Origin of the sequence: Kitasatospora sp. NPDC087314 (assembly GCF_044744365.1) — a bacterium.
Lineage (GTDB): Bacteria > Actinomycetota > Actinomycetes > Streptomycetales > Streptomycetaceae > Kitasatospora.
In genome coordinates this window covers 319,984-344,031 of record NZ_JBIUYE010000011.1, presented here as the reverse complement: position 1 = coordinate 344,031, position 24,048 = coordinate 319,984, and the positions used below count along the sequence as shown (strand labels likewise).

1 protein-coding gene is annotated in these 24,048 nt (G+C 73.8%); it reads left to right on the top strand.

Annotated features, from left to right (window positions below; genetic code table 11):
- Window positions 1-2: 2 nt before the first annotated feature.
- Complete coding sequence (locus tag ACIO5E_RS25100) at window positions 3-24,047, top strand: non-ribosomal peptide synthase/polyketide synthase (protein ID WP_400671706.1); 24,045 nt, start codon at window positions 3-5, stop codon at window positions 24,045-24,047.
- Window position 24,048 lies beyond the last annotated feature (1 nt).

The window sequence follows — 24,048 nt, the reverse complement described above, 5'->3', positions numbered from 1 at the left end:
CCATGTCCCGTCGCGACGGCGACACCCTTCCGCTGACAGCGGCCCAGCGCGAGATCTGGCTGGCCGAGCAACGCGCTCGGACAGTGCTCGACGCCTACCGCATCGGCGAATACCTGGAAGTCCACGGACCGGTCGACGCGGAATTCTTCGAGACCGCGGTGCGACGGGTGGTCGACGAGATCGATTCACTGCACGTGAGCTTCGTCCACGACGGCCAGGAACCGCGGCAAGTCGTTCGCGCGGGATGGGACTGGGAACCGGCCCGGCTCGACCTGAGCTCCGAGCCCGATCCGTGGGCGGCGGCCCTGGCCTGGATGGCCCGGGACCGGATGCGTGCGCTGGACCTCACCCGCGATCCGCTCTTCAGTTTCGCGCTGATCAGCCTCTCTCCGGCGCACCATCTCGTGTACCAGAATCACCACCACCTGGTGATGGACGGGTACGGCCTTTCCCTCGTTCGGCGGCGGCTCACGCGGATGTACACGGCGCTGGCCGGAGGCGGCTCCGCCCCGCGCTCGCCGTTCGGCTCGCTGGACGACCTGATCCGCGGTGACACCGACTACCGGGCCTCCGGGCAGTTCACCTCCGACCGTTCGTACTGGACGGAGCGGCTCGCCGACCGTCCGGAGCCGACCCGGCTCACCGTCCGGACCCAGCGCGGCGGGATCGGCCTGCGCAGCGCGGTGGAACCGGCGGTGCTCCGGGTGGACGCGCTGCGGGCGGCGGCCGCACGGGCCGAGGTCCACTGGTCCCGCCTGCTCATCGCGGTGACGGCCCTCTACGCGCAGCGGCTCACCGGCGACCGGGACGTGCTGATGGGCCTTCCCGTCACCGGGCGCGAGGGCGCCGACCGCGCCCTGCTGTCCACACCCGGCACGGTGGCGAACGTGGTGCCCCTGCGGCTGCCACTGCGACCGGACATGCGATGGCGGGACCTCCTCGCCGAGGTGGCGGGGAAGGCCGACGGGGCCCTCGCGCACCAGCGCTACCGCAGCGAGGACCTGTTCCGGGAACTCGGCGTTCCCGGTGCCACCGAGGCGGGGTTTCCGCTGGTCGTCAACATCCTGGTCTTCGACTCCGCGCCGAGCTTCGCCGGGCATCCCGCCACGCTGCACTACCTGCTCCCGGAGCCGACCACCGGGCTGTCCCTCTGGGTCACCGGTCGGCGGGGGGACAGCGAACTCGAGGTCGAGCTCAAGGGCGCGCCCCAGATCTGGAGCGACGGTGAACTCGCCCTCCATCAAGGGCGCTTGATCGCACTACTGGACGCCGTCGCCGCCTGCGACCCGCAGGAACCGGTCGGCCGGATCGGCCTGCTCGCCTCGGGCGAGGAGCGGGAACTGCTGGCGCTCGGTGCCGGTCCGGTGGCCGAGGGCCCCAGCGAGAGTCTGGCGGAGGTGTTCCGGGCGCAGGTGCGGGCGACGCCGGACGCGGTCGCGGTGGTGGGGCCGGATGCGTCGCTGACGTACGCGGAGTTGGACGCGCGGGCGAACCGGCTGGCGAACGCCCTGATCGCCCGGGGTGCGGGGCCGGAGCGGCTGGTGGCGGTGGCCCTGCCGCGGTCGGCCGAGCTGGTGGTGGCGGTCCTCGCGGTGCTGAAGGCCGGGGCCGCCCATGTCCCGGTCGATCCGGAGTACCCGGCCGCGCGGATCGGGTACATGCTGGACGACGCGGGGCCGGTTGTGGTGGTGACGGACTCCCGCACCCGGGACCGGCTGCCGGAGGCGGGTTCCGCCGGGTGGTTGGTGGTCGATGATCCGGAGACGGTGGGGGTGGTGGCGGGCTGCCGGGCGACGGATCCGGACGTTGCCGTCGATCCGGGGCATCCGGCGTACGTGATCTACACGTCCGGGTCGACCGGGCGGCCCAAGGGCGTGGTGTCGACGCACGGCGCTCTGCTCAACCTCTTCGCCGACCAGCAGCGGGCACTGTTCCCGCCCCTGCTCGCGGAACGGAACCGGCTCCGCGTGGCGCTCACCACGTCGGTCTCGTTCGACGCCTCCTGGAACCAGCTGCTCGGCCTGTTCGCGGGCCACGAACTGCACGTCCCGGACCAGACGACCTGGGCCGACCCGGACGCCTTCGTCGAGTACGCCGGGCGCTGCCGCCTGGACTTCATCGAAGCCACCCCGTCGTACCTCCAAATCCTCGTCGCACACGGTCTGCTGGGCGGTCCGCAGTGGCGCCCGGCGATGGTCGCGGCGGGCGGCGAGGCGGTCCCGGAGCAGCTGTGGGAGCGGCTGCGTCCGGCCGACGGGGTGTCCTGCGTCAACTTCTACGGGCCGTCCGAGTGCACGGTGAACTCGGTCGTCGCGTCGATGGGTTCGAGTCCCCGCCCGGTGATCGGCCGGCCGGTCGGCAACGCTCGGCTGTACGTGCTGGACGGCGCGCTGCGGCCGATGCCGACGGGCGAGCCGGGTGAGCTGTACATCGCGGGCGCGGGGTTGGCGCGGGGTTACCTGAACCGTCCGGGGCTGTCCGCCGGGCGGTTCGTGGCGGACCCGTTCGGGCCGGCCGGCTCGCGCATGTACCGCACCGGTGACCTGGTGCGGTGGGGCTCGGACGGGAACCTGGAGTTCCTCGGCCGTACCGACGATCAGGTCAAGGTCCGGGGATTCCGGATCGAACTCGGCGAGATCGAATCCGTGCTCGCCGAGCACCCGCAGGTCGCGCAGGCCGCCGTTGTGGTGCGGACCGAGGAGGACGCCCGGCTGGTCGGCTACGTCGTGCCGGCACCCGGTACCACGGTGGCCGCACCCGTGCTGCGCGAGCACCTGCGCGAGCGGCTGCCGGAGTACATGGTGCCGACCGCGTTCGTGATGCTGGACGCCCTGCCGCTGACCCCGAACCGGAAGCTCGACCGGCGGGCCCTGCCGGCCCCCGAGCAGGCCGCGAGCGCCCCGGGCCGTGCTCCGCGCACCGCGACCGAACACCTGCTGGCCGGGCTGTTCGCCGAGGTGCTCGGGGTGGCCGAGGCCGGGCCGGACGACAGCTTCTTCGACCTCGGCGGGCACTCGCTGCTGGCCACCCGGCTGGTCGCCAGGGCACGGTCGGTGCTGGGCGTGGAGCTGCGGTTGAGCGACCTGTTCGACGCGCCGACGGTGGCGGAACTGGCGGCGACGGTGGACGTCGCGGCCCGGGCGCGGCCCGCCCTCGTGGGGCACGATCGGTCCGACACCGCCCCGTTGTCCTTCGCGCAGCGCCGGCTGTGGTTCCTGCACCGGATGGAGGGCCCGAGCGCCACGTACAACATCCCGCTGGCGCTGAGGCTGTCCGGAAGCCTGGACCAGCGGGCCCTGGAGGCCGCCCTGGCGGACGTGGTCGAGCGGCACGAGAGCCTGCGCACCGTCTTCCCGGTGGTCGACGGCGAGCCGTGCCAGCGGGTGCTGGCCCCCGACGCGGCACGGCCGCGACTGCGGGTGACCGAGGTCGGCAAGGCCGACCTGCCGGACCGGCTGGCGGAGGCGGCCCGGTACGGCTTCGACCTCGCCGCGGAGCCGCCGCTGCACGCCGAACTGTTCCAGCTGGGCACCGAGCAGCACGTGCTGCTGCTCGTGGTGCACCACATCGCGGGTGACGGCTGGTCGATGGGCCCGCTCTCACGGGACCTGACGACCGCCTACGCGGCCCGGGCCGAGGGGGCGAAGCCGGAGTGGTCGCCGCTACCGGTCCAGTACGCCGACTACGCCCTCTGGCAGCAGGAGCTGCTGGGCGACGGCTCGGACCCGGACAGCCTGCTGAACGGCCAACTCGCCTACTGGCGGGAGCAGCTGGCGGACCTGCCCGAGCAGGTCGAGCTGCCGTTCGACCGGCCCCGGCCGGCGGCGATGTCGTACCGGGGCGCCCACCTGCCGGTGCGGATCGACGCCGAGCTGCACCAGGGCCTGCGCGCGCTCGCCCGCGACGGCGGGGCCAGCCTCTTCATGGTGCTCCAGGCCGGGCTGGCCGCCCTGCTGGGCAAGCTCGGCGCGGGCACCGACGTCCCGATCGGCACGCCGATCGCCGGACGCACCGACGAGGCCCTGGACGAGCTGGTCGGCTTCTTCGTCAACACCCTGGTGCTGCGCACCGACCTCTCCGGCGACCCGTCCTTCACCGAGCTGCTCGGCCGGGTGCGCGCCGACGCGCTGGCCGCGTACGCGCATCAGGACGTGCCGTTCGAGCACCTGGTGGAGGCGCTGAACCCGACCAGGTCGCTGGCGCACCACCCCCTGTTCCAGACCATGCTCGCCCTGCAGAACGCTCCGCTCGGTGCGTTCGACCTGCCGGGGCTGCGGGTGGCGACCGACCTGGTCCCCACCGGTACGGCCAAGTGCGACCTGACCTTCATGGTGACCGAACAGCCGGGCACGGACGGCCTGTCGGTCCTGGTGGAGTACAGCACCGACCTGTTCGACGAGGCGACCGTGGCGGGGATCGCCGACCGGTGGCTGCGGCTGCTGCGCGCCGTCGTCGCCGACCCCGGCCGACGGATCGGCCGGGTGGACGTGCTGTCCGCCGAGGAGCTCCGCGCCCTGCTGCCGGCCGGCCCCGGCCGGAGCGGGGAGTCGCCGGAGAGCGGCATCACCGCGCTCTTCGAGCAGCAGGTACGGACGAACCCGGCCGCGGTCGCGGTCACGGACGGCGAAGTCGCCCTGACCTACGGCGAGTTGAACGCCAGGGCGAACCGGCTGGCACACGCCCTGATCGACCGGGGGGTCGGGCCGGAGCAACTGGTGGCGCTGGCCCTGCCGCGCTCGGTGGAACTGGTCGTGGCCGTGCTCGCGGTGCTCAAGGCCGGCGCCGCGTACGTGCCGGTGGATCCGGAGTACCCGGCCGCCAGGATCGCCTACCTGCTCCAGGACGCCCGGCCCTCGCTGCTCGTGACGACGAGCCGGATCGGCGATCTGCCGGGGGCGGACCGGGTGGACCAGTTGCTGCTGGACACCGCCGACCTGGCCGGCCTGCCGGACACCGACCCGGAGACCGCCGTCGATCCGGGGCACCCGGCCTACGTCATCCACACCTCCGGGTCCACCGGTAACCCCAAGGGCGTCGTGGTCCCGCACCGGAACGTGGTGCGGCTGTTCGGCGTCACCCGGGAGCTGTTCGGCTTCTCCGCCGAGGACGTCTGGACCCTCTTCCACTCCTGTGCCTTCGACTTCTCGGTCTGGGAGCTGTGGGGCCCACTGCTCCACGGCGGCCGTCTGGTGGTCGTGGACCACGAGACCAGCCGCTCGCCGCACCGGTTCCTGGAACTCCTCGCCCGCGAGCGGGTGACGGTGCTCAACCAGACGCCGTCCGCCTTCTACCAGCTGATGCAGGCGGACGAGGAGGCGCCGGAAACCGGCCGTGAACTCGCCCTGCGCACCGTGGTGTTCGGCGGCGAGGCGCTGGAGCACGCCCGGCTGGCGAGCTGGTACGAGCGGCACCCGGACGACGCGCCGCGGCTGGTCAACATGTACGGCATCACCGAGACCACCGTGCACGTGACCCACGCCGTGCTCGACTCCTCCGGCACCGCCGCCGGCCAGGTCGGCATGGCCATCCCCGACCTGCGCACGTACGTGCTGGACGCCCACCTGCGCCCGGTGCCCCCGGGCGTGCCCGGCGAGTTGTACGTCGCGGGCGCCGGGCTGGCACGCGGCTACCTGAACCGGCCCGGCCTGACCGCCGGACGCTTCGTGGCCGATCCGTACGGGTCGGCCGGCGCGCGCATGTACCGCAGCGGCGACGTCGTGCGCCGAGGCGCGGACGGCAGCCTGCGGTTCGTCGGCCGGGCCGACGACCAGGTGAAGGTGCGCGGCTTCCGGATCGAACTCGGTGAGATCGAGGCGGCGCTCGCCGCCCACCCGGCCGTCGCCCAGGTCGCCGTCCTGGCGCGGCAGGACCGCGCCGACGACACCCGGCTGGTCGCGTACCTGGTGCCCGCCGCGGGCGCCGCCCACCGCCCGGCCGAACTGCGCGAGTACCTGCGGCAGCGGCTGCCGGAGTACATGGTGCCGGCCGCGTTCGTCACCATGGAGAGCCTGCCGCTGACCGCCAACGGCAAGCTGGACCGTCGTGCGCTGCCCGCGCCCGACCTCACTCCGGCGAACGCCGGCCGCGCGCCGCGCACGCCGCAGGAGCAGATCCTGTGCGAGCTGTTCGCCGAGGTCCTCGGGGTGGCCGAGGCCGGCGTGGAGGACAGCTTCTTCGACCTCGGCGGGCACTCGCTGCTGGCGACGCGCCTGGCCGCCCGGGTCCGCGCGACCCTCGGGGTGGAGCTGGAGCTGCGCACCCTGTTCGAGACCCCGACCCCGGCCGGCGTGGCCGCCGCCCTGGCGGGTGCCCGCCGGGCACAGCTGGCCCTGGCGCCCCAGCCGCGACCCGAGCGGATCCCGCTGTCCTTCGCGCAGCGGCGGCTCTGGTTCCTGCACCAGCTGGAGGGCGCGAGCGCGAACTACCACATCGCCCTGGCGTGGCGGCTGTCCGGCGCCCTGGACCGGCGGGCCCTGGCGGCCGCCCTGGCGGACGTGGTCGAGCGGCACGAGAGCCTGCGCACCGTCTTCCCGGCGGTGGACGGCGTGCCGTACCAGCGGGTGCTGGACGTCGTGGCGGGCCGCCCGCGGCTGGACGCGAGCCGGACCACCGAGGCCGGGCTGCCGGGCGTGCTGGCGACCGCGAAGGCCCGGCCGTTCGACCTGGCCGTCGATCTGCCGCTGCGCGTCGGCCTGTTCGAGCTCGGACCGGACGAGCACGTGCTCCAGATGGTGTTGCACCACATCGCCGGTGACGGCTGGTCGCTGGGCCCGCTCACGCAGGACCTGACCGCCGCCTACGCGGCGCGCTGCCGGGGTGAGGAGCCGCAGTGGGCGGAGCTGCCGGTCCAGTACGCCGACTACACCCTGTGGCAGCACGAGCTGCTCGGCGACGCCGCCGACAGTGACAGCCCGTTCGCCCGCCAGGCGGCCTACTGGACGCGGCAGTTGGCCGATCTGCCGGAGCAGCTCCGGCTGCCCACCGACCGGCCCCGCCCGGCGGTCGCCTCGCACCGGGGCGGCCTCCTGGACGCCGGCCTGGACGCGGAGCTGCACCGCGGTCTGCGCGAGCTCGCCCGTACGCACGGGACGAGTCTGTTCATGGTGCTCCAGGCCGGGCTCGCACTGCTGCTGAGCAAGCTCGGCGCGGGCGACGACATCCCGGTCGGCAGCCCGGTCGCCGGCCGGACCGACCAGGCGCTGGACGACCAGGTCGGCTACTTCGTCAACACCCTGGTGTTCCGGACGGACACGAGCGGCGACCCGACCTTCGCCGAGCTGCTGGGCCGGGTGCGCGACACCGCGCTGGCCGGGTACGCCCACCAGGACCTGCCGTTCGAGTACCTCGTCGAGGCCCTCAACCCGGTGCGGTCGCTGGCGCACCACCCGCTGTTCCAGGTCATGCTGGTGCTCCAGAACGCACCCCGGGCCGACTTCGCCCCGCCCGGGCTGCGCGTCGGCGGCATGCCGTTGACGACGACCACCGCCAAGCTCGACCTGATCCTCACGATGTCCGAGCGGCACGCGGAGGACGGTTCTCCGGAGGGGATCGACGGGCTGGTCGAGTACACCAGCGACCTGTACGACCCGGCCACCGTCGAGACGATGATCGGGTGGTGGCAGCGGCTGCTTCGTGCGGCGGTCGCCGACCCGCGGCGGCGGCTCAGCCGATTCGGTCTGCTCGCAGCGGAGGAGGAGCGTGAGCTGCTGGCGCTGGGTACCGGCCCGGTGGCCGAGGGCCCCAGCGAGAGTCTGGCGGAGGTGTTCCGGGCGCAGGTGCGGGCGACGCCGGACGCGGTCGCGGTGGTGGGGCCGGAGGCATCGTTGACGTATGCGGAGCTGGACGCGCGGGCGAACCGGCTGGCGCATGCCCTGATCGCTCGCGGGGCGGGGCCGGAGCGGCCGGTGGCGGTGGCCCTGCCGCGTTCGGCGGGACTGGTGGTGGCGATCCTCGCGGTGCTGAAGGCCGGTGCCGCCTACGTCCCGGTCGACCCGGAGTACCCCGCCGCCCGAATCGGTTACATGCTCGACGACGCCCGGCCGGTCATGGTGGTGACCGATGCCCGTACCCGGGACCGGTTGCCCGCGGCCGGTGTCGCCGGGGGGTTGGTGGTCGACGACCCGGAGACCGCGGCGACGCTGGAGGGCTTCCCGGCAGCGGACCCGGAGGTGGCCGTCGATCCGGAGCATCCGGCCTACGTCATCTACACCTCCGGCTCGACCGGGCGGCCCAAGGGCGTCGTGTCGACGTACGGCGGCCTGCTCAACCTGTTCGCCAACCAGCGGCCGCTGCTGTTCGCGCGGCGGTCGAAGGGGCGACTGCGGGTGGGACTGACCACGTCGGTATCGTTCGACGCGTCCTGGGACCAGCTGTTCGGCCTGTTCGCGGGCCACGAACTGCACGTCCTGGACGAGGAGACCTGGGCTGATCCGGACGCCTTCGTCGATTACGCTGCGCGTTGCGGGCTGGACTATGTCGGAGCCACCCCGTCGTACCTTCAAGTCCTGTTCGAGCGAGGTCTGTTGGACGATGCACAGTGGCGTCCGGCGGTGGTCGCGGCGGGTGGGGAGGCCGTTCCGGAGCAGTTGTGGGAGCGGCTGCGGGCAGCCGACGGGGTGTCGTGCCTGAACTTCTACGGTCCGTCCGAGTGCACGGTGAACTCGGTGATCGCCCCGCTGGAGTCGAGCCCGCGCCCGGTGATCGGTCGGCCGGTCGGCAACACCCGGTCGTACGTGCTGGACGGCGCGTTGCGGCAGACGCCCACGGGTGTGGCGGGTGAGTTGTACATCGCGGGCGCGGGCCTGGCACGGGGCTACCTGAACCGCCCGGGTCCGACTGCCGGGCGTTTCGTGGCCGATCCGTTCGGGCCGGCCGGCGAGCGCATGTACCGGACCGGTGACCTGGTGCGGTGGGGCTCGGACGGGAACCTGGAGTTCCTCGGCCGTACCGACGACCAGGTCAAGGTCCGCGGCTTCCGGATCGAACTCGGCGAGATCGAGGCGGCCCTGGCGGAACACCCGCAGGTCGCGCAGGCCGCAGTGACCGTCCGGCAGGACCGGGCGGAGGACACCCGGCTGGTCGCCTACCTGGTGCCCGTCACCGGGGCGGAGCCCGGGCCGGAGGACCTGCGGGCGCACCTGCGCGAGCGGCTGCCGGACTACATGGTGCCCGCCGCGTTCGTTCCCCTCGACGCCCTGCCGCTGAACGCCAGTGGCAAGCTGGACCGGCGCGCCCTGCCCGAGCCGGATGCCGCCGTGACGCGGATCGGCCGGGCACCGCACACTCCCCAGGAACACGTGCTGGCCGGGCTGTTCGCCGAGGTGCTGGGCCTGCCGCAGGTCGGCGTCGACGACGACTTCTTCGACCTGGGCGGGCACTCGCTGCTGGCCACCCGGCTGGTGGCCCGGGTCCGTGCGACCCTGGGCGTGGAGCTGGCGCTGCGCACCCTGTTCCGCACCCCGACCGTGGCCGGACTGGCCGCCGGGCTGGGCGGCGCGGACCGGGCCCGGCTCGCCCTGGGGCGGGCGGAGCGGCCCATGGGGGCACCCCCGGCCGAAGGCTGGGGGATTGTGCCGCTGTCGTCCGCTCAGCGGCGGCTGTGGTTCCTGCACCAGCTGGAGGGCACCGGGCCGACCTACAACATGCCGCTGGCCTGGCGACTGTCCGGACCGCTGGACCGGGCGGCCCTGGAACAGGCGCTCGGCGACGTGGTCGACCGGCACGAGACCTTGCGCACGGTCTTCCCGGCCGTCGACGGCGTGCCGTGCCAGCAGGTGCTGGCCGCCGGGGAGGCGCGGCCGAAACTGCCGGTCACCCCGGCCGACGAGGCACACCTGACGGAGCTGCTGGCCCGCGGCGCGGCACGAGGATTCGACCTCGCGGCCGAACCGCCGCTGCGCGCCGAGCTGTTCGAGCTCTCGGCGGACGAGCACGTGCTGTTGGTGGTCATGCATCACATCGCGGGTGACGGTTGGTCGCTGGGCCCGCTGGCCGCCGACCTGGCCACCGCGTACGCGGCGCGCCGCCGACACGAGGAGCCGGGCTGGGCGCCGCTGCCGGTGCAGTACGCCGACTACACCCTGTGGCACGACCGGCTGCTCGGCGACCAGGCGGACCCCGGGAGCCTGTTCGCCCGCCAGACGGCCTACTGGACGGAGCAGCTGGCCGGCCTGCCCGAGCAGATCCGGCTGCCCGCAGACCGGCCCCGTCCGGCGACCACCTCGTACCAGGGCGGGCAGCTGGCGATCGACCTGGACGCGGATCTGCACGGCGCACTGCTGCGCCTGGGCCGCGAGCACGGGGCCAGCGTCTACATGGTGCTGCAGGCCGCGCTGGCGGCGCTGCTGGACAAGCTCGGCGCGGGCGACGACATCCCGGTCGGCAGCCTGATCGCCGGCCGGACCGACCAGGCCCTGGACGACCTGATCGGATTCTTCGTCAACACCGTGGTGCTCCGCACGGACACGAGTGGCGACCCGTCCTTCGCCGAGCTGCTGGTCCGGGTCCGGGAGAACGCGCTCGCCGCCTACGCGCACCAGGACCTGCCGTTCGAGCACGTCGTCGAGGCCCTCAACCCGTCCCGGTCGCTCGCCCGCCAGCCGCTGTTCCAGGTGCTGCTCGCGCTGCAGAACGTGCCCCGCACCGAGTTCGCGCTGAGCGGCCTGGGCGCCGAGATCCTCCTGGTCCGGACGCCCACGGCGATGTTCGACCTCGGTTTCCACCTGCTGGAGCGCGGCGGCACCGGCGGGCCGGCCGAGGGCATCGTCGGGCGGGTCGAGTACAGCACCGACCTGTTCGACCACGCCACGGTGGAGGCGCTGGTCGCCCGCTGGCTGCGCCTGCTGACGGCGGTCGTCGCCGCGCCGGACCGGCCGCTGAGCCGGATCGACGTCCTCACCGCCGAGGAGCGGCACGAGCTGCTGGTCGCCCGGAACGACACCGCGCGCCCGGTACCCGCCGAGGGACTGCCCGCCCTGTTCGAGGCGCAGGTCCGGGCGACCCCGGAGGCCCCGGCGGTGGTGTTCGAGGACACCGAGCTGACCTACCGCGAGCTGAACCGCCGGGCCAACCGGCTGGCGCACGCGCTGATCGCGCGCGGGGTCGGGCCGGAGCAGGTCGTCGCCCTGCGGCTGCCGCGCTCGGCCGAACTGGTCGTCGCCGTCCTCGCGGTCCTCAAGACGGGTGCGGCCTACCTGCCGGTCGACCCGGACTACCCGGCCGCCCGCATCGCGTACATGCTGGAGGACTCCCGGCCGGCCGTGGTGATCGACGACCTCGCGGCCGTCACACCGGACGGGGAGCAGCCGGAACGCGATCCGGTCGTCGCCGTGGATCCGCGCCACCCGGCCTACGTCATCTACACCTCGGGCTCCACCGGCCGGCCCAAGGCCGTGGTGATGCCCGCCGGCGGGCTGCTGAACCTGCTGGAGTGGCACCACCGGGCCGTCGGCGGCGAACCCGGTACGCGCACGGCGCAGTTCACCGCGATCAGCTTCGACGTCTCGGTACAGGAAGTGCTCTCCGCGCTGCTGTACGGCAAGACCCTCGTGGTGCCGACCGAGGAGCAGCGCCGCAGCGCCGAGCTGTTCGCCCGCTGGCTGGACCGGCACGGGGTCGAGGAGTTGTTCGCGCCCAACCTGGTGATCGAGGCGCTCGCCGAGGCCGCCGAGGAGGCCGGGCTGGAGCTGCCGAGCCTGCGGCTGATCGCGCAGGCCGGTGAGGCGATGCGCCTCGGCGGCGCCGTGCGCCGCCTCCAGGGCCGTCGGCCCGGCCGGGTGCTGCACAACCACTACGGCCCCGCCGAGACCCATGTGATCACGGCCTATCCGCTGCCGGCCGACCCGGCGGACTGCCCGGTCCCGGTGCCGATCGGCCGTCCGATCGCCAACTGCCGGACGTACGTGCTGGATTCGTCCCTGCGCCCGGTCGCGCCCGGTGTGCTGGGCGAGCTGTACCTCGCCGGGGCGGGCCTCGCTCGCGGCTACCTGAACCGGCCGGGGCTCACCGCCACGCGGTTCGTCGCCGACCCGTACGGTCCGGCCGGAGCGCTGATGTACCGGACCGGCGACCTGGTCCGCTGGCGGGCCTGTGGGTCCCCCCGGCCGGCGGCCGGGGGAGGTGAGCTGGAGTTCGCGGGCCGGGTGGACCACCAGGTGAAGGTCCGCGGGTTCCGGATCGAGCCCGGGGAGATCGAGGCCGAGCTGGCCGCGCACCCGGGCGTCGCCCAGGTCGCGGTGCTCGCCCGCGAGGACCGGCCGGGGGAGACCCGGATCGTCGCGTACGTGGTGCCGACGGCCGGGACCGGGACGACGGTGGTGGCGCTGTCGGCGTACCTGCGTGAGCGCCTGCCCGACTACCTGGTGCCGTCGGCGTTCGTGTTGCTGGACGCCCTGCCGCTGACGCCGAACGGGAAGCTGGACCGGGCGGCGCTGCCCGCGCCCGAGCCGGGCACCACCGGGGGCGGCCGTGCGCCGCGCTCGCCGCAGGAGCAGATCCTGTGCGAGCTGTTCGCCGAGGTACTGGGCCTGCCTCGGGCCGGGGTCGACGACGACTTCTTCGACCTGGGCGGGCACTCCCTGCTCGCCACCCGGCTGGTCTCGCGGGTCCGGGCGACCCTCGGCGTCGAGCTGGAACTGCGAAGCCTGTTCCGGACACCGACCCCCGCCGGGCTCGCGGCCTCGCTGCACGAGGCCGGCGTCGCGCGGCAGGCCCTGGTTCCCCGGGCCCGCCGGGAGCCCGTGCCGCTCTCCTTCGCGCAGCGCCGGCTCTGGTTCCTCCAGCAGTTCGGGGCACCGAGCGCCACCTACCACATGCCGCTCGCCCTGCGGCTGGCCGGCGACCTCGACCGGGAGGCGCTCAGCGCCGCCCTCACCGATGTGGTGACCCGGCACGAGACCCTGCGCACGGTCTTCCCGCAGACCGCCGGCATTCCGTACCAGCGGGTCCTGGACCCGGCCGAGGCCGTCGTTCCGCTGGCCGTGCGGACGGCCGGCGAGGCGGAGCTTCCGGCCCTGCTGCGTGAGGCCGCGGTGCGGGAATTCGACCTGACGGCGGAACTCCCGCTGCGGGCCGAGCTGTTCGCGGTCGCACCCGAGGAGCACGTGCTGCTGGTGGTGATGCACCACATCGCGGGCGACGGCTGGTCCATGGGCCCGCTGGCCCGCGACCTCGCCGCGGCCTACGCCGCCCGGCGGGGCGGCGGGGTGCCGGACTGGCCGCCGCTGCCGGTCACGTACGGCGACTACACCCTGTGGCAGCACGAGATCCTCGGCGACGAGCACGACGCGGACAGCGTGTTCGCGCGCCAGGTCGCCTACTGGACCGAGGCGCTGGCCGGGCTGCCCGACCAGCTGCAACTGCCGGTCGACCGCCCGCGTCCGGCCGCCGTGTCGTACCGCGGCGATGTGCTGGACGTCCGGATCGGACCTGAACTGCACGTTGCGCTGGTGGAGTTGGCGCGGCGTTCGGGGGCGAGTCTGTTCATGGTGCTGCAGGCGGGTCTGGCGGCGTTGTACACGCGGTTGGGTGCGGGGACGGACGTTCCGATCGGGAGTCCGATCGCGGGGCGTACCGACGAGGCGTTGGACGATCTGGTCGGGTTCTTCGTGAACACGCTGGTGTTGCGCACCGATACGAGTGGTGATCCGAGTTTCGCGGAGCTGTTGGGGAGGGTGCGGGAGACGGCGCTGTCGGCGTACGCGCACCAGGACGTGCCGTTCGAGCATCTGGTGGAGGTGCTGAACCCGTCCCGGTCGCTGTCCCACCACCCGCTGTTCCAGACCGGACTGGTGGTGCAGAACGCGCCGGGCGGCGACTTCGACCTGCCGGGCGTCCGGGTCGACGGGATGGCCGTGCCCACCGGGACCTCCCGGCTCGACCTGACCTTCGGCCTGGCGGAGCAGCACGGGCCTGACGGCGCGCCGGCAGGACTGAGCGGCGCGGTCGAGTTCAGCGCCGACCTGTTCGACCGTTCGACGGTGGAGGCCCTCTTCGCCCGGTGGACCAGGCTGCTGACCGCGGTCGCGGCCGCTCCGGACCGGCCGATCGGCGGGATCGATCTGCTGTCCGACGAGGAGTGCCGCGAGCTGCTGCCGGCCGCCGAGAGCCGGACCGCCGCCACGAGCGTGCCGGAGCTGTTCGCGCTGCAGGTGGTGGCGACGCCGGAGGCGGTCGCGCTCGTCTGCGGTGGTGTCGAGTTGACGTACCGTCAGTTGGACGGGTGGGCGAACCGGTTCGCGCGTGCGTTGATCGCGCGTGGGGTGGGGCCGGAGCAGGTCGTGGCGGTGGTGTTGCCGCGGTCGGTGGAGTCGGTGGTGGCGGTCCTGGGCGTCCTGAAGGCCGGGGCTGCGTACCTGCCGGTGGATCCGGCGTATCCGGAGGCGCGGATCGCGTTCATGCTGGAGGACGCCCGGCCGTCGGTGGTGATCGACGACCCCGCGATGGTGGTCGGCGGGGACTCGCCGGACAGCGATCCGGAGATCGCGCCGCTCGACGTCCGGCACCCGGCCTACGTCATCTACACCTCGGGCTCGACCGGTCGGCCCAAGGGCGTCGTGGTGAGCCACGCCGGCGTGTCGGGCCTGGTGGCGGCGCAGGTCGAGCGGCTCGGCGTGGCGCCGGGCAGCCGGGTGCTCCAGTTCGCCTCGCCCAGCTTCGACGCGTCGTTCTGGGACCTGTGCAGCGCGCTTCTCACCGGCGCCGTTCTCGTCCTGGCCCCCGCCGAGGCCCCATTGGAGGCCCTGACGGACCGTCGGCTGGACGTCACCCACGTGACGCTGCCGCCCTCGGCCCTGGCCGCGCTGGAGAGCGCCGACCTCACGGCCGCCACCCTGGTGGTGGCGGGTGAGGCGTGCCCGCCGGAGCTGGTGGAGCGGTGGGCGCCCGGGCGGCGGATGATCAACGCGTACGGTCCGACGGAGACGACGGTGTGCGCGACGATGAGCGACCCGCTGTCGCCGGGGTCGGGGGTGCCGCCGATCGGCCGTCCGGTCGCGGGCTTCCGGGTGTACGTGCTGGACGAGCGGCTGCGGCCGGTGCCGCCGGGTGTGGCGGGGGAGTTGTACGTCGCCGGTGCGGGTCTGGCGCGCGGTTACCTGGACCGGCCGGGGCTGACGGCGGGGCGGTTCGTCGCCTGTCCGTTCGGCGTGGACGGTGAGCGCATGTACCGCACGGGCGATGTGGTGCGCCGGCGGGCCGGAGGCGAGCTGGAGTACCTCGGCCGTGCGGACGACCAGGTGAAGGTGCGGGGCTTCCGGGTCGAACTCGGCGAGGTCGAGGCGGCCCTGGCCGAGTACCCCGCCGTCGCCCGGGCCGCCGTCCTCGCGCAGGACGACCGCCTCGTCGGCTACGTGGCGACGCGTCCGGGCACGGCCGTCCGTCCGGCGGAGCTGACGGCCCATCTGCGTGAGTGCCTGCCCGACTACCTGGTGCCGTCGGCGTTCGTGTTGCTGGACGTGCTGCCGCTGACGCCGAACGGGAAGCTGGACCGGGCGGCGCTGCCCGCGCCCGAATCGGTGGCCGTGGTGGCGGGCCGTGCGCCGCGCACGCCGCAGGAGCAGATCCTGTGCGAGCTGTTCGCCGAGGTGCTGGACGCGTCGAGGGTCGGGGTCGACGACGACTTCTTCGACCTGGGCGGGCACTCGCTGCTCGCCACCCGGCTGGTCGCCCGGGTGCGCTCGGTGCTGGGCGTGGAGCTCGGGTTGCGCGCGCTCTTCCAGGCGCCCACCGTGGCGGGCCTGGCCGAGGCGTTGGCCGAGGCCGGCCACCCGCGCCCGGCGCTGACCGCACACGATCGGCCGGAGACGGTGCCGCTCTCCTTCGCCCAGCGCCGGCTCTGGTTCCTGCACCGCATGGACGGCGACGCCGCGACGTACCACATCCCGCTGGCACTCCAGCTGACCGGGACGCTCGACCGGGCGGCGCTGGACGAGGCGCTCGCCGACGTGGTGGCCCGGCACGAGAGCCTGCGGACGGTGTTCCCGGAGGTCGACGGCGTGCCGTGCCAGCGTGTCCTGGACCTCGATGCGGCCCGGCCCGGGGTGCGGCTGACCGAGCTGTCGGAGGACGAACTGCCGCTTCGGCTCGTCGAGTTCGCCCGGCAGCCGTTCGACCTGGCGGCGGAACCGCCGCTGCGGGCGGAGCTGTTCGCGGTCGCGCCGCAGGAGCACGTGCTGCTGCTGGTCATGCACCACATCGCCGGTGACGGCTGGTCCACCGGCCCGCTGGCCCGCGACCTGGCCGAGGCGTACGCCGCCCGCAGCGAGGGCCGCGCACCGGGTCGGTCGGGTCTGCTCGTGCAGTACGCCGACTACACCCTGTGGCAGCGCGACCTGCTCGGTGACCCCGCCGACCCGCAGAGCCGGTTCGCCGAGCAGCTCGACTACTGGAAGCGGCAGCTGTCCGACCTGCCGGAGCTGCTCCAGCTGCCCGCCGACCGGCCGCGGCCGGCCGTCGCCGGCTGGCACGGGGACCAGGTCGGCCTGGAACTGAGCCCTGAACTGCACGTTGCGCTGGTGGAGTTGGCGCGGCGTTCGGGAGCGAGTCTGTTCATGGTGCTGCAGGCGGGTCTGGCGGCGTTGTACACGCGGTTGGGTGCGGGGACGGACGTTCCGATCGGGAGTCCGATCGCGGGGCGTACCGACGAGGCGTTGGACGATCTGGTCGGGTTCTTCGTGAACACGCTGGTGTTGCGCACCGATACGAGTGGTGATCCGAGTTTCGCGGAGCTGTTGGGGAGGGTGCGGGAGACGGCGCTGTCGGCGTACGCGCACCAGGACGTGCCGTTCGAGCACTTGGTGGAGGTGCTGAACCCGTCCCGGTCGCTGTCCCACCACCCGCTGTTCCAGACCATCCTGGCCGTGCAGAACGCGCCGATGGGCCGGTTCTCGCTGCCCGGCCTCGAGGTCGCCACCTACGCGGTGGCCACCGGGACCGCCAAGTTCGACCTCGGGGTGAACCTCGCCGAACGGTTCGGGCCGGACGGAAGCCCGGCCGGGATCGCCGGCGCGATGGAGTACGCCACCGACCTGTTCGACCGGGACACGGTCTCCACCCTCGCCCGGCGCTGGACGCTCCTGCTGGAGGCGGTCGTCGCCGATCCGGAACGGCCGATCGGCGGAATCGACCTCCTCGACGCCGACGAGCGGCACCGGCTGCTGGAGCGCGGCAACGCGACCGCCCGCGAGGTGGGCGCCGTCCCGGTGCCGGAGGCGTTCGCGGCGCAGGTGGTGGCGACGCCGGAGGCGGTCGCGCTCGTCTGCGGTGACGTCGAGTTGACGTACCGCCAGTTGGACGGGTGGGCGAACCGGTTCGCGCGTGCGTTGATCGCGCGTGGGGTGGGGCCGGAGCAGGTCGTGGCGGTGGTGTTGCCGCGGTCGGTGGAGTCGGTGGTGGCGGTCCTGGGCGTTCTGAAGGCCGGGGCTGCGTACCTGCCGGTGGATCCGGCGTATCCGGAGGCGCGGATCGCGTTCATGCTGGAGGACGCCCGGCCGTCGGTGGTGATCGACGACCCGGCGATGGTGGCCGAGGTCTCCGCGTGGCCGGACGGTGATCCGGAGGTCGCGCTCGACGTCCGGCACCCGGCCTACGTCATCTACACCTCGGGCTCGACCGGCCGGCCCAAGGGCGTCGTGGTCGGCCACGGCGGTGTGGCGAGTCTGGTCGCCGGGCAGATCGAGCGGTTCGCGATCGAACCCGACAGCCGGGTGCTCCAGTTCGCCTCGCCCAGCTTCGACGCCTCGGTGTCGGAGATCTGCACCGCCCTGCTGCGCGGCGCGGCCCTGGTGCTGCCCCCGGCGGCGGATCCGGTCGCAGCCCTGACCGACCCGGCCCTCGCGGTCACCCACGTGACCGTGCCCCCGTCCGTCCTGGCCGCCCTGCCGGCGGACACGGTGACGGCGTCGACGCTGGTGGTGGCGGGCGAGGCCTGCCCGCCGGAGTTGGTGGCCCGCTGGGCGCCTGGGCGGCGGATGATCAACGCGTACGGTCCGACGGAGACGACGGTGTGCGCGACGATGAGCGACCCGCTGTCGCCGGGGTCGGGGGTGCCGCCGATCGGCCGCCCGATCGCCAACGCACGGGTGTACGTGCTGGACGAGCGGCTGCGGCCGGTGCCGCCGGGGGTGCCGGGGGAGTTGTACGTCGCGGGTGCGGGTCTGGCGCGCGGTTACCTGGACCGGCCGGGGCTGACGGCGGGGCGGTTCGTCGCCTGTCCGTTCGGTGCGGACGGTGAGCGCATGTACCGCACGGGCGATGTGGTGCGCTGGCGGGCCGGAGGCGAGCTGGAGTACCTCGGCCGCGCCGACCAGCAGGTGAAGGTGCGCGGCTTCCGGGTCGAACTCGGCGAGGTCGAGGCCGCCCTGACCGAGCACCCCACCGTCGCGCAGGCGGCCGTCGTGGCTCAGGACGACCGGCTCGTCGGTTACGTCGTCCCCGGCCAGGAGGCGGCCCGGGACGGCGGGCTGGAGGCGGACCACGTGGGCGAGTGGCAGGACATCTACGACGCCCTGCCCATCGCTCCCGGGGAAACCGCCTTCGGCCAGAACTTCGTGGGCTGGAACAGCAGTTATGACGCGAGTCCGATCCCGCTCGAGCAGATGCGGGAGTGGCGGGACGCCACCGTCGCGCGGATCCTGGCCCTGCGCCCTCGCCGGGTGCTGGAGGTCGGCGTCGGTACCGGTCTGCTCCTGTCGCAGGTCGCACCGCACTGCGAGGCCTACTGGGCGACCGACTTCTCGGCCACCGCGATCGACGCGCTGGCCGCCCAGGTGGCCGGGGAGGACCGGCTGGCCGAGCGGGTGGTGTTGCAGACCCGTCCGGCGCACGACACCGACGGGCTGCCGACCGGGCGGTTCGACACCATCATGATCAACTCGGTGGTGCAGTACTTCCCGTCCGCCGACTACCTCGCGGACGTGATCGGGAAGCTGATGCGGCTGCTCGCCCCCGGCGGCGCGCTCTTCGTCGGCGACGTCCGCAACCTGCGGCTGCTGCGCCCCTTCACCACCGCCGTCCAGCTCCACCGGGCCCCCGACGGCACCGAACTGCCCGCAGTGCGTCGCGCCGTGGAGCAGGCCCTGCTGGTGGAGAAGGAACTCCTGGTCGACCCGGACTTCTTCACCGTCCTGCGCGACCGCGACCGCGACGGCGACGGCGACATCGGCGTCGTGGTCGTGGAGGTCAAGCGCGGCCGGCACCACAACGAGCTCACCCGCTACCGCTACGACGTCACCCTGCACAAGCAGTCGGTCGAACCGGCTGCACCCGCCACGGTGCACGAGCTGGCGTGGGGCCGTGAGGTCGCCGACCTCACGGAACTGCGCGGGTTGCTCGCCGGCCGCGGCGCGGAGCCGGTGCGCGTCACCGGGGTGCCGAACCGGCGTGTCGCCCGCGAGGCGGCGCTCGCCCGGACCGTGCGGAACGGCGACGGCACACTCGCCGAACTGCTGGACCGCCTCCACGGCCCGGACGACGGCGACCTGCCCGACCCGGAGGACCTCCGCGTGCTCGGCGACGAACTCGGCCGCCGGGTGGAGGTCACCTGGTCGTCCCACTCGCCCGACACCCTGGACGCCGTCTTCGGCGGTGTACCGGGAGGCGTCCCTGTCGAGGTCTACCGGCCGCTGACGCCGTCCGACACCGCGCTGTCCTCGCTCACCAACCGCCCCACCGGAAGCCGCGCCACGAGCGCCCTCGTCGCCGATCTCCGTGACCGGCTGCGCGACCGCCTGCCCGACTACCTCGTACCGTCCGCCTTCGTCGTCCTGGACGCACTGCCGCTGACCGCCAGCGGCAAGCTCGACCGGCGGGCCCTGCCCGCCCCCGACCTGGGGACGGCGGCGACCGGGCGGGCGCCGCGCACCCCGCAGGAACAACTGCTCGCCGAACTCTTCGCCGACGTGCTCGGGCTGCCCGGGGTCGGCGTCGAGGACAGCTTCTTCGACCTCGGCGGTCACTCCCTGCTGGCGACCCGCCTGGCCGCACGGGTCCGGGCGACCCTCGGCGCCGAACTCGAGGTCCGCACGCTCTTCGAGCACCCGACCGTGGCCGCCCTGGCGGCCCGTCTCGACGGCTCCGTCACGGAGCGGCCCGCGCTGACCGCCCGTCCGCGCTCCGAGCGGATCCCGCTGTCCTTCGCCCAGCAGCGCCTGTGGTTCCTGCACCGCATGGACGGGCCGAGCGCCACCTACAACATGCCGCTCGCCCTGCGCCTGGACGGCGAACTCGACCGGGCCGCGCTGCACGCCGCGCTCGTCGACGTGATCGCCCGGCACGAGAGCCTGCGGACGGTCCTGCGCGAAGCGGACGGCGTGCCGTACCAGCTGGTGCTCAGCGTGGACGAGGCCCGCCCCGAGCTGCTGCTGGTCGAGCTTGACGACGCACGGCTGCCCGGCCGGCTGGCCGAGGGAGCCCAGCGCGGCTTCGACCTGGCCGCCGAGCCGCCGATCAGGGCGGAGCTCTACGCGCTCGCCCCCGACCGGCACGTGCTGCTGGTCGTGGTGCACCACGTCGCGGCCGACGGCTGGTCGATGGGCCCGCTCTCCGGCGACCTGGCGGCGGCCTACGGCGCCCGCCGCCGGGGCGAGGCACCGCAGTGGTCCCCCCTGCCGGTGCAGTACGCCGACTACACCCTGTGGCAGCGCGATCTGCTCGGCGACGCCGCCGACCCGGACAGCCTGTTCGCCCGGCAACTCGCCCACTGGAGGAAGGAACTGGCCGAGCTGCCGCAACAGCTGCAACTGCCCGCCGACCGGCCCCGGCCCGCGGCGGCCTCCCAGCGGGGCGGCCGGCTCGCCGTCCGCCTGGACGCCGAACTGCACCGGGCGCTGCGGGACCTGGCCACCGCGCGGGGCGCCAGCATGTTCATGGTGCTCCAGGCCGGCCTCGCCGCGCTGCTGACCCGGCTCGGCGCCGGCACCGACATCCCGATCGGCAGCCCCATCGCCGGGCGCACCGACCAGGCCCTCGACGACCTCGTCGGATTCATGGTCAACACCCTGGTGCTGCGCACCGACACCAGCGGCGACCCCGGCTTCGCCGAACTGCTCGGCCGGGTCCGGCAGAAGGCGCTGTCCGCGTACGCCCATCAGGACGTGCCGTTCGAGTACCTGGTCGAGGTGGTCAACCCCGCCCGGTCGCTGTCGCACCACCCGCTGTTCCAGATCATGCTGGCCCTGCAGAACGCGCCGCTGAGCGAGTTCACGCTGCCGGGGCTGGAGACCGGGTACCTGGAGGCGCCGACCGACACCGCGCGGGTCGACCTGACCTTCAGCCTGGCCGAGCAGCACCGCCCGGACGGCGGCCCCGACGGCATGGTCGGCGCGGTGGAGTACGCCACCGACCTGTTCGACCCGGCCACCGTGGAACTGCTGTTCGACCGCTGGGCGAGGCTGCTGCGCGCGGTGGTCACCGACCCGGACCGGCCGATCAGCCGGATCGACCTCCTCTCCGGCGAGGAGCGCCACCGGCTGTCCGAGGCCAACGACACCGCCGCCGAACTGCCCGGGGCCGCACTGCCGGAGCTGTTCGCCCGCCAGGTGCGGGCCACCCCGGACGCGGTGGCCGTGGTGGCGGGTGACACCGAGCTGACCTACCGGGAACTCGACCTACGGGCCAACCGCCTCGCGCGGGCACTGATCCGCCAGGGCGTGGCGCCGGAGACGCCGGTCGCGGTGCTGCTGGAACGCTCGGCCGACCTGGTCGTGGGGATCCTGGCGATCATCAAGGCGGGCGGCGCCTACGTGCCCCTCGACCCGCGCTTCCCGCAGTCCCGGATCGACCTGATCCTCCAGGAGGCCGGGGCCGCGGTGGTGCTCACCGAGGACGTGCTGACCGCACTGATCCAGGCCGAGCCCGACAGCTCCGACCCCGGTGTCCCGTGCGACCCGTCGCAGCTGGCGTACGTGATGTACACCTCCGGCTCGACCGGGCGGCCGAAGGGCGTCGCCGTCACCCACCGTGACGTGGTCGGCCTCGCGCTGGCCCCCGACTGGCACCGCGGCGGACACGAGCGAGTGCTGCTGCACTCCCCGACGGCGTTCGACCTCTCGACCTACGAGCACTGGGTGCCACTGCTCGGCGGCGGCCGGGTCGTCGTCGCCCCGCCCGGCCGGCTCGATCTCGACGTGCTGCAGCAGACGGTCGGCGAGCACCGGGTGACCGGACTGTGGCTGACGGCGGGCCTGTTCCGCCTGGTCGCCGAGGAGCGGCCGGGCCTGCTCGCCGGCGTCCGCGAGGTGTGGACCGGCGGCGACGTGGTCTCCCCGGCTGCCGTCGCCCGGGTGCTGGCGGCCTGCCCCGGTCTCGTGGTGGTCAACGGCTACGGGCCGACCGAGGCCACGACCCTGGCCACCTGCCACCCGGTCGGCACCCTTCCCGAGCACGCCGCGACCGTCCCGATCGGCCGGCCGATGGCGAACATGCGCGCCTACGTGCTCGACGCCGGGCTGCGGTCGGTGCCGCCGGGCGTGGTCGGCGAGCTGTACCTCGCGGGGGTGGGCGTGGCCCGGGGCTACGTCGGCCGGCCCGGCCTGACGGCACAGCGGTTCACCGCCGACCCGTACGGGCCGGCCGGGGACCGCATGTACCGCACGGGCGACCTGGCGATGTGGCGGGCCTGGGGGTCCCCCCGGCCGGAGGCCGGGGGAGTCACGCTGGAGTTCGCCGGCCGGGCCGACCACCAGGTCAAGCTGCGCGGCTTCAGGATCGAGCCCGGCGAGATCGAGGCGGTGCTCGCGGGTTGCCCGGGCGTCACCCAGGCGGCCGTCGTCACCCGCGAGGACCGGCCGGGCGACAAGCGGCTCGTCGCCTACCTGGTGCCCGCTCCCGAGGGCGCGCCCGAGGCGGGCGAGCTGTCCGACCGGCTGCGCCGCGATCTGCCCGAGTACATGGTGCCGTCGGCGTTCGTCACGGTGGACACGCTGCCCTTGACCGCCAACGGGAAGCTGGACCGGGCCGCCCTCCCGGCCCCCGACTACGGGGCACCGGGCACCGGGCGCGGCCCCCGGACGCCGCAGGAGGAACTGCTGTGCGACCTGTTCGCCGAGGTCCTCGGCCGGGAGCAGGTGCGCATCGACGACGGCTTCTTCGCCCTGGGCGGGCACTCACTGCTGGCCGCCCGCCTGGTCTCCCGCGTCCGCGAGACCCTCGGCGTCGAGATCGGACTGCGCACGCTGTTCGAAGCACCGACCGTGGCCGGGCTCACGGAACGCCTGGTCATGAACGATCCCGACGACGCGCTGGACGTGGTGCTGCCACTGCGCACGACCGGGGACCGGACGCCGCTGTTCTGCATCCACCCCGGTGGCGGCATCAGCTGGTCGTACAGCGGGCTGCTGAACCACGTCGCTCCGCAGCACCCGGTCTACGCGATCCAGGCGCGTGGCCTCGGCCGTCCCGAGCCCCTGCCGACGTCCTACGAGGAGATGGCGGCCGACTACGCCGACCAGATCCGGAAGATCCAGCCCGAGGGCCCGTACCTGCTGCTCGGCTGGTCCGCGGGCGGGCTGATCGCCCACGCGATCGCCTGCGAGCTGCAGGCCCGCGGCGAGCGGACCGCACTGCTGGCGATCCTCGACGCCTACCCGGTGAAGGACGTGCGGTTCGACGAGCTGGCCGTGCCCACCGAGCGGGACGTGCTCGTCGGCGTGCTCGACCTCGACCCGGACCAGCTGGGCGACCGGCAGCTGACCTACGGCGAGGTCGCCGAGATCCTGAGCGAGCGGGGCAGCGCCCTGGCCGGCCTGACCGAGCGGCAGCTCCAGGTCATCGTCCAGATCATGATCAACAACGCCAGGCTGTCGGTCGACTTCGTCCCCGGCAGCTTCGACGGGGACCTGCTGCTCTTCAACTCCACGATCGACCGGGACAAGGACGACGCCGGGCCCGGAACCTGGCGCCCGTACATCGCCGGCCGGCTCGAATCGCACCAGATCACCACCCGGCACGACCGGATGACCGAGACGGGCTCGCTGGCCCAGATCGGACCGGTCCTGGCCGCCCGGCTGGCCGAGGCCACCGGTGACACCACAACCCGCAACCAGGAGGACTGAT

Excerpts from the sequence above, each read along its gene's own strand:
- ACIO5E_RS25100 (WP_400671706.1), top strand. The coding sequence starts at position 3 with ATGTCCCGTCGCGACGGCGACACCCTTCCGCTGACAGCGGCCCAGCGC.